Raw genomic sequence first — 15,421 nt, 5'->3', positions numbered from 1 at the left:
AAATGCTAAAAAACACTAATCATTTTATTGAAAATTACCATAAGGACACACAAAGTATTTCTAAATACATACTCTTACAGCTACCAGATGATTACAAAGGGCAACTCTCAAGTTTTTATGAAATGATAGAAACTCTATACAATAATGATGCCTACTACACATATTTAAACCCTAGCGACTTAGAAAATCTAACATTCCAAGATTTACAAGATGAGACTCAACTAGGATATTTTTATTGCCTTTATCATTGTAATCCTTTGATTGTGCTGGATAGTAAAAATACAACAACACTAAACAATAAAGTAGCTATTGATAATTTTGGCTATAAAGATGAATTTTATCTTACCTTTATATCAAACAAAGATTCTATAACCGCTGAATACCTAGAAGCTCGAAAAGCTCTCTATCACTCTATATCTCAAATCAAACAAGAAAGCCAAGAACAAGAATCACAAGAACTGAAAAAGCAACAAGAAATATTAGAACAATCCTTACAAAACTTAGATTCTAAACAAAGAGAATTTACATTAAAAGATTCACAAAAACAACAAGAAAAACAAAGACAAGAGCAAAAACAAGCAAGTTTCAATACAAGTGATACCAGCAAATATTCCCATCTCATCTTAGATACTCAAGATAAAAACATTAAACTCATATTCTTAGATAAACTAGATTCTAAGGCTTTAAATAGAAACATTTCAATGTCTAATCTCATTCATATCCACAACAATAAAATAGATATATTCTTAAAAGATAAAAGCATACTAGATATACAAGAGCTAGAATCTCTTATAAAAGCATATAGCGATAGCTTAAGAGAATCTAATAATATAGAATCTCAACCTACTTTAGATTCCTTGCATTCTGCTAATACACAAGTCTTTTTCTACTCTACCTTACTCACAGGTGGCACTGAATCTAGCCTGCCTCATAAAGAATGCTATTTTGGTGAGTTAGATGCTAGTAATACTCAATCTACATTAGGATTAAATGAATCTAAGCCTATCTATCAACTCATTAACAAAGTAGATTCTAACTACATAGAATCTAAAATAGATAGCACAGATTCTAACAACACTCTAAGCACATTACATATCTTTTTAAACAACTCTATCCTTACAATCCTAAATTATTCTCTTTTAGATTCTAGCCTTAATATCAAGCTAGAATCTAAAAGCACAGAATCTAAAGAAATATTAGAGAGAGAAAAAGCACAAAAGCAAAAAGATTCTTCGCTTACAGCTCAGCATGACAATGTAATCGCTACCGCATTCTTGCACCCAATATTAGAAGATAATGAGATTAAATGTCCTCATAATGGTGTAGTAAAACTAAAGAGCAATAAAGGCAAACCTTTTAAGTCTAAAGGCATACCTATGATTCTAGAATCTGATTTAATCAACTCTAGCATAGTAGGTTGCACTAATAATATCGCAGGTATTCCTACTCCATGCACTCTTATTTCTGTAATACTCCCTAGTGCTAGAGCATTAAAGAAATATAATGATGATTATCCCATAATGCAGGATTTAGTTAGTGGCAATGTCTTTAGTGATAAAGGATTCCCTCTTATTGCTACACCTAAGCCTAATACATTTAGAATAAACTCCCCTAAGCCAATAGACTCTAACACTCAAAATAAACAAAAGCTAGAATCACAAATAAATCTTTACAGACCAACACTAAGGCTACATTATAAAATCACTCCATTACAAAAAGACAATCTCCCTATATATAGACTAAAGCTTAATGATAGTATTATAGAATCAAATAATGACACTCCACTAGATTCTATCACTATTGATATAGCTAAAGATACTAAAGATTTACATGATATACATAACTTAGATAAAGCATTGCAAGATATACTCTCTATATTGCATTCCAATCTTAAACAATCTTTTATGAAAGAATATATGTATAAATATGTATCTTTACAGCTAGATTCTAATATGCTTTTACTTATACTCCTTATCCCACAAAAGATTCCAAAAATCTATAAAGAAGCCTATAAAGAATACCATGATAAAGAATATGGAGTTGGTAGATATACATATGTATATGAGTATTGCTATCATAAAGATTTAGACATAAAAGACTATGCAAAAATAGGATTAGATTCTAATCCTAGCAATGCTACTATCCTTACGCTACACACAGCTTATAAAGCACAAAAGCTAGAAGTAACACTTGCTAATGGATTAGATTCTATACTAGAATCTAAAGATAAAGAACACAATACAGATACAATTCTCACACTTCAAGTTATCAATGGAGGGTATGAAGAGAAGCATTGGGGATTTAGAGAGGAGACAGAAAACAAAGATACACAAGCAAATCTCTTACATATAACAAATAAAGAAAGCAAAGATTCCAAAGCAACACAAGAAAACAAAGACAAACAAATACTAGAGGTGTATTTTAGTTATGGGGAGGAGTGTGAGAGATTACAAGAGGATTCAAGACATTCTAGTGATGTGAATCTGCATATAAAAACACAAGGTTATGACAATGGGGAGGAAGTGGAGGTAAGGCTAGAATCTTCTAATAATCAAGTCCTTATTGTGCGTGGCATAATACAAGATAATCAAGCAGTGATTACAAATATATTCAAGGATACATAATGGCAGTTGAATGGAAAGCGACTTGTGGCACTGTAAGTGCAAGTATAAAGTGTAAAAGACCAAATTTTGATGATGTGAAAAAAGCATACGACACAATCAATATGGCAAATCCGAATGATATGAATCTACAAGAAACCTTTAGACAAGCTATCATAGATAATGGCGTATGGCGTGGTATATCATCTAAAGCAGCAGAGCAGAAAGCCCAAGAGATACTCACACAAATTCAAAATGATAGCTATGATGATTCTGTATGGCAGAGATATGCCCTAGTGGGTGGCACACCTTTGAGCGAATACATTAATCATAAAAATTTCTTTGGCAGAAGTCCTGATTATGCAGATTATAGCAATACTTGTGCTTTGCAAGTGAGCTATGCACTAAATTATGGGGGTATGCCACTACATACTGAAATCAAGCCAAAAGAATATAAATCTATGTATGGTAAAGGCAAGCAATATCTTTATATCTTAGGTGCAGATTATATGGGGAGATTCTTAAATGATAAATGGGGTAAGGCAGAGATATCTATAACAGCAACAGATGAAGGTAAATATGCGGTATTAGAGCAAATTAAAAATAAGAAGGGCATTGTGGTAATGAAAGGATTTTATTCGCACACAACTTTATGGAATGAAAGTAATTTTGTTGATGTAGTAAATGGTGTGGCTAATAATTATTATTTAACTAATATAGGGACAGCTAAACTTGAATTTTGGGAGCTTATATAAAAAATGAAAAAAGTGATATGGTTTTGTTGTGTGTTTTTTATGTATCTAAATGCCGATGATATAGAATTTAACAGAGAGCTTGTAGGGAAAGTGGATAAAGTAGCCTATTCTTATGATAAAAAAATAAAAATTATAAAAAGAATAGGTATGGAGTATTGTATTAAGGGCAATAATTTTGATAAGACACAGCCTAATATTATGATTATGGGTTGGTATAGATATAAATTGGGCGTTCCGTATGGAGAGGATATAATAGCAGACCTTAAGCCATACATAGACAATAAGGCTACAATCACCGATAAAACATTATTGCATCATTATCAAAAATCAAACTTTAGTAGATTTTATACCTGCCTAAATCTCTATGACTCTAAAGAATACCAAGACGAAGTAGAACGCATAGTCAAAAAATACTGCAAGGATTGCAAGTGATTCTATGCAAAAAGTATTGTAGCAATGAGATTGCAAGGTAATAGAGTAAGACATACAACCCTTTGGAATGGAGGTAATTTTGTAGATGTGGAAATGAATAAGGAGGTTGATATATCTTTATACCTTTTTGGCTATGATTATCTCAATGACTCAAACAAATCTTATCCACATATAGCACAATTTTATTTTTGGGAGATTGCAAGATGAAATATATAGTTATATGTTTTTTGGGCATATCATTTGGTTTGGCTTTTTGCCTTGATGAAACAAAGGCGTATGCGGGAAAACAAATGTCAGCAGAAAATGAGTTTAGTAAAGAGCCTACTACATATTATGTAAGATGGGCATTGATGTATTGCTTAGGTTATGTTTCTAATGAAAATAAAATGTATCAAATGCCCAAATGCAAAGCAAGAAAAGAAACAAAAAACCCACACCATATAGACAATATGGTGCAACTTTTTGGTAATCAAGCTTTTAAAGAAATAAAAGCCTATATTGACAAAAATCTAGAATATGAAACTTTTGATAAGGGGAGAGTTAATACGTGCTTTGAAAAAATCTATTACAACAACGAGATTCAAGAGAAATTTAAAGCAATAGTAGAGAAACACCGAAATGAAAAGAAATAATGGTTTTTATGAGTTACCAATTTCATATGACACTTATAGAATCTCATAATGACACTCCACTAGATTCTATCACTATTGATATAGCTAAAGATACTAAAGATTTACATGATATACATAACTTAGATAAAGCATTGCAAGATATACTCTCTATATTGCATTCCAATCTTAAACAATCTTTTATGAAAGAATATATGTATAAATATGTATCTTTACAGCTGGATTCTAATATGCTTTTAGTTATACTTCTTATCCCACAAAAGATTCCAAAAATCTATAAAGAAGCCTATAAAGAATACCAAGATAAAGAATATGGAGTTGGTAGATATACATATGTATATGAATATTGCTATCATAAAGATTTAGACATAAAAGACTATGCAAAAATAGGATTAGATTCTAATCCTAGTAATGCTACTATCCTCACACTCCACACACCTTATAAAGCACAAAGACTAGAGATTGCATTAGCCAATGGATTAGATTCTCTCATAGAATCCAAAGATAGACAAAGACAAACTAGAGAATCTAAAGAATCTAGCACACAATCTAAGCAAAAAGATTCTCAAAATAATACAAAGCAACAAATCATAGATTCTCTACTCACACTTAAGATTATCAATGGAGGATATAAAGAGAAGTATTGGAGCTATGGGGAGGAAGTGGAGGAAAAGGAAATAGAGGAAAAAATAGATATATCACAAGGCATTCTTATAGCGAGTAATGATGATACTTTGGCTTATGAATTGGCGTTTGGGGAAAGAAATGATACAATCCAAATATTCAATAAAAAAGGAATCTATCTCTTTAGTATAGAGAGAAAAGGAATAACAGAAACTAGGCTTACTGTAAGACAGCTTTATAACAAAGGGATTCAATGGTTTGAAAGCAGTGCAGAGAATTATCATAAACTTTTAGATGTGAATCCTGATTTACAAGATAAAACAAAATGTAAGGGGCTAGGTGTATTATACTTCACTTGGAGGGATATTGTGGAGTTTGCGGAAGTGGATAGATTTAGCTCATCTTTTCAGAGTGGTGGCAGTGGCGATTGGAAGCAATCTCCCAAAGGTGCTAGAGGCTTTATTCTCGTCTCAATGGAGGGGATTCCATATTGGGCTGATGCAGTGGGGCAGATACCCTATGCTATTGGAGTGTATAGGAATCTCTTGTCTTATGCTGGACCCAAAGACGCAAAACGAGGAGTTATAGACAATAAATATTATTTTTATGACGGCGACCCCATTAAAGGAAAAATGAGACAAATAGGTATTTTATCAATTCCAAAAGATGAACTTGCCGATAATTATGATAATAAAATGGTAGATAGAGGCTTAAATTTTGCTATAAGAAAATATAAAATAAAAGAAAAAAGAGTGTATCCCACTCATAACGACTGGATTTTTATAGATTTAAAGCCCAATCCTTCTTTATTAGCATTAGATTCTGATGGAAGAGAAGTTTATGCTTGGTAGGCGTGTATATTTATTTGTATTTTTAATTTTTGTTAATTTTGTTGTGGGCTTATTGGTTGCGGATTATGGCATTAAACTGCTGAACTTTATAGCCCTTGAATTGTTTAACAAGAAAGATTTTTATGTGTTTGATACCAGATATGGTGGGTTTGGTATATTTATACAGTACTCAATCACAACAGCATTTTGTTTTCTTCTTGTATATAGCTTCTTTTGTTATTTGCTATACAGCAAATATCAAGGCATAAATTTTCTTTTGATTATTTTTACTATTTTTATAATCTATTTCTTTCTTTTTTGTTTATTTTTTCAGAGACATAGACTTTTCAGTTTTCTAATACATTTTACACCTTTTTGCTTGATGTATATTGAGATTATTTTGCTGTATCGAATTAAAAACAAATAAGGTAAGAGAATGATTGGGAAACATAAGGGCTATATAGGCAAGGTGTTGGATTTGGGGAGGAAATAGAGGAATACACAAGCAAATCTCTTACATACAAATACAGAAAGCAAAGAGTCTAAAGAAACACAAGAGAAACAAGACAAAGAGAAACAAGAGAAAGAAATATTAGAGATATATTTTAGTTATGGAGATGATACGACAAGATTGCAAGGAGATTCAAGACACACACAAGATGTGAATTTGCATATAAAAACACAAGGGTATAGCAATGGGGAGGAGATACATACAACATTGGAGATTCAAGGGAAAAAGCTTAGTGTAAGTGGCATAATACAAGATAATCAAGCTATAATTATGAATGTGTTAAGCTCAAAGGATAAGTGATGTTAGATACAAATGTGTGTAGAGTAAAATGTGGTGATAAAGAGATAACAATTAGGATTCAAAGACCAGATTTTGTAAGTGTAGAAAGTGCGTATAGGGAGATAAATATAGTTGGACGCATAGAAGCAGAAGAAGCGTATAAGAAACATTATGCTGAAACAGGTAATAAAGAGGAATCTGACGAAATATACTCTTTAACTTTAATTAAAAAGAAATATGAAACGGTAGGTGGAAATGCTTACGCACAATTCATAAGTGATATGGATAAATATTACAACACCTGTGCCTTGCGTATTAGCTATGCCTTGAATTATAACACCCACCCTATTAAAAATATGAAAAAGCAAGTTGTAGGCAGAGGCTACAAAGGTAAAGATAACCACACTTACTATTTGGGTGTATTTGACATTATCGAACTTCTAAAATTAAATTGGAAAGCGTTATCTTGGACTAAATCCACTTATAATCAAGTAAAAGACAAGATTCAATGTGGTTGCTCTGAGGATTTTTACCACAATATGACCTCAAAAGCTGAAAATCAAAAGTTTTTTAAAGAATTGCAATCCATTAAAAGAAAAGGCATTGTAGCAATGATTGGCACAGATGGGCTAAGACACACAACACTATGGAATGAAAGTAATTTTGTCGATGTAGAATTTAATTATTATAATTTCTTAGATGGAACAAATTACATTATCAAAGAATTATATTTTTGGGATTTGTTATGAAAAAAGTTCTTGTTGCATTGTGCTTCTGTCTTTCTTGTGTGTATAGCAGTAGCGATAGGTATAATATGTCGCTTCAGTTGCATTTACTGAAAGCAAGGGAATACATAGATGCTCTAAGGTCATTGGGAGTAGGGTATTGCTTGGGATACGATATAGAAAAGCTTTATGATGAAGCAATATTGTGGTTTGGTTTTGATGATTCTAAACGCAATGATGTAATCAATGAAATAAAAATGCTTATCAATACTCAAAAAATAGAATTTGTAAAGCCTAAAAGAAAATATGATGAAAAGGCACAATTATTTCATAATTGTTTTTTAATGTACAATTCTAGCGTGTATCAAGATGAGATAGAGAATATAGCAAAGAAATATTGTAAAAATGCTGAAGTTTGCGAAAATATAAAACGACTTACAGAGCGGAAAATATGGAAAGATTGCAAGATATTACGTTAAGGGCTACCGTCCAAGCACAAAAGCGGTATGAGAAAGTAGGAGGACAAGCCTTGCGTGAATTTAATAGAGATTCTGAATCTTATATAAATACTTGTGCTTTTAAATTAAGCTATGCACTTAACTATGGTGGAATGCCACTTAAGAACTATATGTCAAGACAGCAAATAACGAGCAGACCGATTGCTTTTCAAAATGCTTTAATTCTTGGGGATAAGGCTAATAATAATTACTTTATGAGAGTAAAAGAAATACGACAATTCCTCCAATTAAAAAATGTTTGGGGCAATGCTGATAAGCCATATAATCCTAAAACTATGACAACCAAGCAAGAAAATATCGATTTCTATAATAATGAATTATCAAGGTTTAACAAAAATGGAGTAGTAGCAATGATAATTAGTGGGTGGAGTAATGCGGGAGGACATATTACATTGTGGAACGGGGAAGATAAAAAGTTTTTGGATTATGATGAAAATTTATACAATAATTATTTATTATACGGAAATGCTATTGTAACAGAGCTTTATTTTTGGGAGCTAAAATAAGGGGTATTCTATGAGATATTTCGTGATATTGATGGTTGTCGGCTGCTCTTTGCTTGTAGGTAATGAATCTAGCGATGCAGAATGGGATAAACATAGATTTATAAGTAGGAAAAATCTTGGATTCACTCTTTGCTTAAAAGAATTTTACAAAGATTTGCCAAGTGAGATAGCAGATGCTGATAAGCTTTTTGGTGTGATTAAACTAGCTGACCCTGATGATAAGGAAAGATTTGCTGATTTTGTTAGAGTGCGTATTCAGAGCTATATACCACAATTTAAATATCCTGAACTTTATCCTAAGAATTGGTATTTTGTAGCCTGTCTGAATATGTATAATTCTAAAGAATATGAGGATATGATACAAAGAAAGGGTAAGTATGCGAAGTGAAAGAGGACATACGACTTTGTGGAATGGAAAAGATAAACACTTTGAGGACTTTGAGATTAGCGAAAATTATTTAATTGGTAACCATAATGTGGTGGATTTTCAGTTTTGGGAATTATTATAGGGGGAATCGACATGAAAAAGATTCTATTTATTTTATTGTGTGTATCTTATTTAAATGCCAATGCCTATGATGGATTTGATAGAGCAGTAAAAGAGCTTAAGGATTATGGCTTTGCTTTTTGTTTGGAGGAAAGTTATGTAGATAAAAAAGAGAAAGCCTTTCCGCCAACGAAACTCTCATATGATTTATATATATTTCAACGAGGTTCTATGAAATTTGCTATAATGGGCGGACTTAGAAATGAAGAACAAGTTGCTAAAAGCATACAAAATTTTGTCTCTCAATATCGCTCAAATCCTAAAAATCAAATAACAAATAATAAACAAGGGATCCAAATATATATTATGGAATGTATGAATATGTTTCAAAACTCCAAAGAATACCAAGACGAAGTAGAACGCATAGTTAAGAAATATTGCAAGGATTGTAAATGAAAACCAAGTTAGAGATGAAGTTGCAAAGTTTTATAACAACGAATTTTCCAAATTCGATAGAAGTGGTATTGTAGTAATGAGAATTAAAGGCTTTGTAGATGCAGGGGGACATACGACTTTGTGGAATGGAAAAGATAAACACTTTGAGGACTTTGAGATTAGCGAAAATTATTTAATTGGTAACCATAATGTGGTGGATTTTCAGTTTTGGGAATTAAAAGGGTGAGTAATGAAAAAGATAGCCTTATTTTGTATTACACCATTTTTTTGTTTTTGCATTGCAAATGCAGAGGAGTTTTTGGATTCTTACAGAAAAGTCGCAGAGCTGGGTTGGTTAGGATTGGCATATTGTATGGGTATAGATGATGAAAGCGAGATTAAAAAAGAACTTGATAATTTATCGCTTGACCCCACTAGGCATAAGATAAAGATAATGGATTCAAAAACCGCTTTTAATGAGCTAAAGCAATATATTGATACAGAAAAAGAATTTTATGGTGTTAATGATAAGAATCCAGAGTTAAGTTATAAAAATTTTAAAGGTTGCATAAAAATGTTTTATTATGGCACAGGATATGGTTCGGGCTATCAGTTTGAAGTAGAACGCATAGTGAAGAAATACTGCAAAGAATGTAAGTGAATAGTAGCTATAAAGAGAAGTATTTAAGTTGTGTGGAGAGAACAAAAAAATATAAAAGCATTTCTTACAAACAATGGATACAAGAAAACAAAGAAAAGAAGATGCTAGAGATATGTTTTAGCTATGGTAATGATATGATAAGACTGCAAGGAGTTTCAAGGCATTCTAGTGATGTAAATCTACATATCATTACACAAGGGTATAGCAATGGGGAGGAAGTGGAGGTAAGATTAGAATCTTCTTTAGATAAGGTCTTTAGTGTAAGTGGTATAATACAAGATAATCAAGCTATAATTATGAATATCTTTAAGGCTTAAGGGGCGAGTGATGTTAGATGTAAATGTGTGCAGAGTAAAATGTGGTGATAAAGAGATAACAATTAGGATTCAAAGACCGAGTTTTGAGAATGTGGAAAAGGCGTATCGGGAGATAACAAGAGAAGGTGCTAGTGAGTTTATAAAAGCCTATCAATTAACTCACCCCGAAACACAAGAAGAAGTTGAACAATTATCTTATGCTATGGCAGAAGCAAGATATAAAAAAATCAGTCAAGTTTTATTGAATTTTTATAATGGGGATAGGACAAATAGATATAATACTTGTGCGACACGAGTAAGCTATGCACTCAATAACAGCACAATACCTCTAAATGTAATAGCTAACAAAAAAGATTTACCTAGCGGACTTTGGGATATTAATGGGAAATATTATTACATATCCGTTGATGGTATTATTAATGCCCTAAGTATTGCTTGGCATAAGCCCAAAAAGCTCGATAATAAGCTCAAGCAATCCATATTGTGTGGCTGCTCGGAAGATTTTTATAAAGAAATGACAAGCAAGGAGCAAAATGTCGCTTTTTTCAAGGAATTGGTGTCTTTCAATAGAAAAGGTATAGTTGCTATGAGAATGCAGCACAATAGACTGAGACATACGACTCTATGGATTGGAAGTAATTTTGTGGATGTAGAAATGAATAAAGAAGTTGGGATGCCTCTTTTTGGTTATGATTATCTCAATGACTCAAACAAATCTTATCCACATATAGCACAATTTTATTTTTGGGAGTTGAAATGATGAAAGTGATATATATAGGGGTATTTCTTTTGATACACATTAGCCAAGCATCTGATGCATTAACTATGACAACAATATGGATAAAAAAACACTATACGCAAGAGGTTAAAGAGCGATATTATCAGCAAGATGCTAGGAAATATTACAAAGTTTGGGGATTTGACTATTGTTTAGGTTATACAAAAGGGTTGCCTAACAATCACGCCCATAGGTCTGATGCATACGCTAGGGATCTTGTGTTAGAAGTCGGTGGGAAGCAAGCATTGGCTGAACTTAAACAATTTGTTGAGCGCAGAAAAAAAAATTCTAGTCTAACTAACTGCCTTGAACTCTACGACTCCAAAGAATACCAAGCAGAAGTAGAACGCATAGTCAAAAAATACTGCAAGGATTGTGAATAAATATCTAAACCCTTTAAAATACTATAAAGACTTTGGTATATCTTTATGGGCAGATTTATGATAGAATACGAACCTAGATGCAAAAGAGGTGGCTCAAATGATAATTTCAAGCAAAGAAGAATTATTACAAGAAATTGATAATATGTTAGGCTTAAAGACACATAAAACAATACATCAGATTATATTTCTTTGTCCAAATATGAATGCAAATCTCATTACGCATAATAACCAATCACCACAGAATCTAGGGCAAGAAATCCTAAATAAATTACAGCAAACGCACGTTGATGCAACTATACACAGCTTTGAGACATTAAGTCAAGAACAAATCTTGGGAACAAAACAATCCTACAGCCTACCCAAACATATTACCATAGAGACATATCATAATGATAACATCATCAAAACCCTATTAGATTCTATTAAAGAATCTGCAAAGATTAATACAGCTAACCAATATGAAAACTTAGAGGCTATGCTTGATGACATCAAGTCTGAAAATATAAATAAGATTTCTCTAATAAAACCTAAAAATGAAGCAATAAAACAGATTAAGGAATTCATAGAATCTAACTTGTTTGCAGATATGATAAAAGCAGATGCTAAGGCAAATATTGAGCAGCTTTTTAACAAACTAGAGCAGTATATCAAACAAGCCCTAAAGGATAAAAATAACGATGATTATAAAAATATCATAAAAACAATCTTTGGCGTGATTCTTACTATTGCCACAGGTGGAGGTGCAGCAATCATATTGCTAGGTATATCTGCAGTATTGCTTTCATCACTTATGGACTATCAAGATGCTAAAAATAACAAATATAGCTATATCAAAAATCCAATCATAGAGTTTCTTGCCACCGAGTTAGCAATGTATATACAGCTTGCAAACACACAACTACTCTCTTGTATGCTGATTGTGGAAAGCACACAAGAGACAGACAAGAAAAAAATAGAATTTCTTGACTTATCAGGTTTTAATCTTTATTTGAAAGATACATTATTGTCGTGTTCTCAATCTATCGCTTTTAAGGGTGAATTTAAGAAGCCCTTAGATATTTCAAATTTATTGCAAAAAAATGCTATTAATCTACCTACAATACAACACAACAATATAATGGCTAAAATATTGCATACATATAAGCCCACACCAAAAGAATCAAACGACACCAATAGCAAACAACAAGATATAAAAAACACACCACTTCTTACAAGCATACAACAAGAAACACAACGCTTTAATCACCTTGTCTATATAGAATCTCCATATTTTAATTCCGCTCTATTAGCTGAAATTTGTGCTGACAAAAACGCACAATACCCCAATAATCACACTACAAATATGGCAAAAAATTATCTTATTATCACCAATGCCCCAAGCAAATATAATGCAAAGCTTACAGAGACGATTACCCAACACATCATTGGTAATACAATTAAAGACGATATAAACAATCGCACCAAACAAGAGCTTACTCTCTCAAGAGAGGGCGAAAAGAAAAGCTATAACACCACAAGAGATTACAGCACATATAGGATAGAAATCAATAAAAAAGATGATGAGCCTTATATGGTGCAGCTTTCACCATTTGTAAGAGCAGAGCTTGATACAATCAAACAAGCTTATGAGAATAATTCAAGATACAAAGATCTAAATACTTCTTTAAGCGACGCACCCATAATGGATACTTATGGTTGGCAATTTGGTAGCCCATATTCTCAAGATGCTGCATCATTTAAACAAGCAATACAAGAGGACATAGATGCTCTAGTGCGAACCTATGGCATAGAATATATACAGAAATCCTTTTTTAAAACTCCTAAAGAAATCGAGGATATTATCAAAAAAGAAGAGCAAACAGCTAAAGATTTTCTTACTCAATTACAATATTTTCATAATGGCAATACAAACTTAGATAATTCTTTATTAGCGATTTTTACACTTTTTTATGGACTCTATGTGTTTAAGATACATTTTCCAAGCTTTGAGTTTAAAAGTGAAGTCAAGGGTTATCACCCCTATTTGCAAATCTCTTGTTTAGGGGAAAAGTGGAGTTTCACTGCAATTAAAATAGTTAGCAACTTCAGACAATATACACCAACACAACAAAGAAATATTACAATAATGCAAAAACTGCAAGAACAATTATTATTGCAAACTACACACCCAAAAAAGACAGATCCTAGCAAAGATTTTTTAGACGATCTTAGAAAGTTTATAAATACTGATAGTGATAATAATGATGTAGAAACATTGAATGATGAGATTCAAAAAATTGTAGGGATTGATTTGGATAAGGAGCAAGAGCAAGAGTTAGCACAAATCAAAAATTATGGAGAAAAATATGCAAAGATTGTAGAGCAAGAACGCACACAAGAAGTATTTTATAACTCACTCTATAAGATATTAGGCATAATATGCCCCTTTATGAATTTTGCTCATGAAAATATGGTTGATGCGACAAAGCACTGCTTTGTGATTTTTATCAACGCCATTGAACATCTAAACAAAACTCAAAGCTTAAAATTTGCTTTGTATGAGACATTGCTTACAGAAATAGGAGGGGTGTTATTCTTATCATATCCTACAACTATACGTGTGCATATTGAGATTAATGGAGGTGCTCAAGACATATCAAAAGAATTGAATAACAAAGTAGATATTACAGATAAGATAAAAGCAAAACTCACAAAGTTATTAGGACAAAAAGACAAAGAGCAAATACAAAATTTCCTCAAAGATTTTGCCCAAATGGAGCTAAGACGCACAAAAGCACAAATAGCACATTTTGAGGCAAAAACTGCTTTCATCCTTGATAGTATTGATAAAGACGCGAAAACACTCAAATTAACAGCTATCAAAGAAAAGCTAAAGCAAACTATGAGCTCACCCAAAGATAAAGCATTGATTGACAAAATTTGCTTTACCTATGGCAGTGGCAAGGCACAATCACACCTTATAGGCGAACTTCAAGCGCGAGAGATATTCTCTCAAGCCAAGCAGTTTTATCGCAATAAGGTTTTCTATACATTAAAAATTAATTCTAGTGTAGCTTTAGTAGGGATAGCATTGGATATTGTGCTAGAATATTATTTTAGCACCAATTATGAGGCATATGCAAGAGAGTATGATAGCATTATGCACAAACGCTATATGTTTTATTATGATTTACCCTATGCGTTAAAAAGAAAAGAGAGTGTCTTAGAGTTTTATGATAATAAAACAATAAAAAAAGAAAGAGAGCTAACCTACTATCCCATGATAGTAGCTGCTAAATTTATGTCTTTTGATTTGCAATCAATGATATATGGCACAGAGCTTTGCACAGGTGGGCTGACACATCATATCGGACTAGCTTATCTATTACGACAAAACAAAAGTGATGATTTGCAAGAATTCTTGCTTACAAAACTCCTATCCTATCTTATCATCGATGAGAAGCGAACAGCAAAAGATAAGCAAGATTATGAGACACACTATAATAAACAAGTGCCAGATTATACATTCTTTAATCACAAAGCCCTAGATAGCAAAGGTAATATCATAGATAAAACAACCCATATATCCCTAGATAATATACTTACATACCAAGTGCCAAAAGATAGTGATTTGTATAAGGAGTTTAAGAATTTAGAGAATGAGAAAGATGATGTATCAGCCATTGATGCCTATAATGAAGCCTTAGTAATCTTAGCAGATTATAAAGACTACTTTTTTACCAGCACTCCAAAGAAAAATGACCAAGGCAAGATATTAAGCTACAAAGATGATAAAAATAAAGCAAGGAGATTATTGCAATGCCTTAATACCATAGGGCAGAATAATATTAGGGCGTTGTATGTAGGGGTGAATCCACAGAAAAAATATCTAATAGAACGCCCTAAATTCATAGGGCGTCTAGCTACGACTATTATTATAGAAGATGGATTGTGGTTAGGATAAAGATATAA

General features: G+C 32.3%; 18 protein-coding genes. All 18 read left to right on the top strand.

Annotated elements, in window-relative coordinates:
* The first annotated feature begins 2 nt into the window (after nucleotides 1–2).
* The 18 genes from C6H17_RS13130 (at nucleotide 3) to C6H17_RS10810 (ending at nucleotide 15,413) form a co-directional block, all read left to right on the top strand.
* Entirely contained in the window at nucleotides 3–2,624 is a 2,622-nt protein-coding gene (locus tag C6H17_RS13130) for a hypothetical protein (RefSeq protein WP_020995721.1), read from the top strand.
* Nucleotides 2,624–3,355, top strand: a complete 732-nt coding sequence (locus C6H17_RS10895) for a type VI secretion system amidase effector protein Tae4 (RefSeq protein ID WP_005219847.1) — start codon at nucleotides 2,624–2,626, stop codon at nucleotides 3,353–3,355. Before C6H17_RS13130 ends, C6H17_RS10895 begins: the two co-directional genes overlap by 1 nt.
* A 3-nt stretch (nucleotides 3,356–3,358) precedes the next feature.
* Nucleotides 3,359–3,787: a hypothetical protein gene (locus C6H17_RS10890; protein ID WP_005023007.1), complete on the top strand. Its 429-nt coding sequence runs from the start codon at nucleotides 3,359–3,361 to the stop codon at nucleotides 3,785–3,787.
* 203 nt (nucleotides 3,788–3,990) lie between these two features.
* On the top strand, nucleotides 3,991–4,419 hold the full coding sequence (locus C6H17_RS10880; protein ID WP_005219845.1) for a hypothetical protein: 429 nt from the start codon (nucleotides 3,991–3,993) through the stop codon (nucleotides 4,417–4,419).
* Between the two features lie 8 nt (nucleotides 4,420–4,427).
* Nucleotides 4,428–5,891 (top strand): hypothetical protein, encoded by a 1,464-nt coding sequence (locus C6H17_RS10875; RefSeq protein ID WP_223808360.1) that lies wholly within the window; start codon nucleotides 4,428–4,430, stop codon nucleotides 5,889–5,891.
* A gap of 610 nt (nucleotides 5,892–6,501) precedes the next feature.
* Nucleotides 6,502–6,681 carry a hypothetical protein gene (locus C6H17_RS10865; RefSeq protein WP_005219843.1) on the top strand — a complete coding sequence of 60 codons (180 nt, stop codon included), beginning with the start codon at nucleotides 6,502–6,504 and terminating at the stop codon, nucleotides 6,679–6,681.
* A complete protein-coding gene (locus C6H17_RS10860) occupies nucleotides 6,681–7,409 on the top strand; it encodes a T6SS effector amidase Tae4 family protein (RefSeq protein ID WP_020995719.1) in 729 nt (242 codons plus the stop codon). Before C6H17_RS10865 ends, C6H17_RS10860 begins: the two co-directional genes overlap by 1 nt.
* Complete coding sequence (locus C6H17_RS10855) at nucleotides 7,406–7,864, top strand: hypothetical protein (RefSeq protein WP_004085368.1); 459 nt, start codon at nucleotides 7,406–7,408, stop codon at nucleotides 7,862–7,864. Before C6H17_RS10860 ends, C6H17_RS10855 begins: the two co-directional genes overlap by 4 nt.
* Nucleotides 7,837–8,409: a type VI secretion system amidase effector protein Tae4 gene (locus C6H17_RS10850; RefSeq protein ID WP_005219840.1), complete on the top strand. Its 573-nt coding sequence runs from the start codon at nucleotides 7,837–7,839 to the stop codon at nucleotides 8,407–8,409. The genes C6H17_RS10855 and C6H17_RS10850 overlap by 28 nt, the downstream gene beginning before the upstream one ends.
* Nucleotides 8,410–8,419: 10 nt before the next feature.
* On the top strand, nucleotides 8,420–8,797 hold the full coding sequence (locus C6H17_RS10845; RefSeq protein WP_005219839.1) for a hypothetical protein: 378 nt from the start codon (nucleotides 8,420–8,422) through the stop codon (nucleotides 8,795–8,797).
* Entirely contained in the window at nucleotides 8,787–8,918 is a 132-nt protein-coding gene (locus tag C6H17_RS13350) for a hypothetical protein (protein WP_020995718.1), read from the top strand. The genes C6H17_RS10845 and C6H17_RS13350 overlap by 11 nt, the downstream gene beginning before the upstream one ends.
* Before the next feature lie 11 nt (nucleotides 8,919–8,929).
* Nucleotides 8,930–9,352 (top strand): hypothetical protein, encoded by a 423-nt coding sequence (locus C6H17_RS10840; protein ID WP_020995717.1) that lies wholly within the window; start codon nucleotides 8,930–8,932, stop codon nucleotides 9,350–9,352.
* The gene (locus C6H17_RS13125) at nucleotides 9,333–9,578 is read left to right on the top strand and encodes a T6SS effector amidase Tae4 family protein (protein WP_080663002.1); all 246 of its coding nucleotides are present in this window, start codon (nucleotides 9,333–9,335) and stop codon (nucleotides 9,576–9,578) included. Before C6H17_RS10840 ends, C6H17_RS13125 begins: the two co-directional genes overlap by 20 nt.
* Nucleotides 9,579–9,581: 3 nt before the next feature.
* A complete protein-coding gene (locus tag C6H17_RS10830) occupies nucleotides 9,582–9,992 on the top strand; it encodes a hypothetical protein (protein WP_005219836.1) in 411 nt (136 codons plus the stop codon).
* Complete coding sequence (locus tag C6H17_RS10825; RefSeq protein ID WP_005219835.1) at nucleotides 9,989–10,309, top strand: hypothetical protein; 321 nt, start codon at nucleotides 9,989–9,991, stop codon at nucleotides 10,307–10,309. The genes C6H17_RS10830 and C6H17_RS10825 overlap by 4 nt, the downstream gene beginning before the upstream one ends.
* 10 nt (nucleotides 10,310–10,319) lie before the next feature.
* The gene (locus C6H17_RS10820) at nucleotides 10,320–11,069 is read left to right on the top strand and encodes a T6SS effector amidase Tae4 family protein (protein WP_005219834.1); all 750 of its coding nucleotides are present in this window, start codon (nucleotides 10,320–10,322) and stop codon (nucleotides 11,067–11,069) included.
* Nucleotides 11,070–11,134: 65 nt separating this feature from the next.
* A complete protein-coding gene (locus C6H17_RS10815; RefSeq protein WP_158655022.1) occupies nucleotides 11,135–11,470 on the top strand; it encodes a hypothetical protein in 336 nt (111 codons plus the stop codon).
* 97 nt (nucleotides 11,471–11,567) lie between these two features.
* The gene (locus C6H17_RS10810) at nucleotides 11,568–15,413 is read left to right on the top strand and encodes a hypothetical protein (protein ID WP_020995716.1); all 3,846 of its coding nucleotides are present in this window, start codon (nucleotides 11,568–11,570) and stop codon (nucleotides 15,411–15,413) included.
* The last annotated feature ends 8 nt before the right edge of the window (nucleotides 15,414–15,421 follow it).

The organism is Helicobacter rappini, assembly GCF_900198625.1.
In the GTDB taxonomy this organism is placed as follows: Bacteria; Campylobacterota; Campylobacteria; order Campylobacterales; family Helicobacteraceae; genus Helicobacter_A; species Helicobacter_A rappini.
The sequence above is the reverse complement of the archived record's forward strand: the minus strand, read 5'-3'. Positions and strand labels throughout refer to the sequence as shown.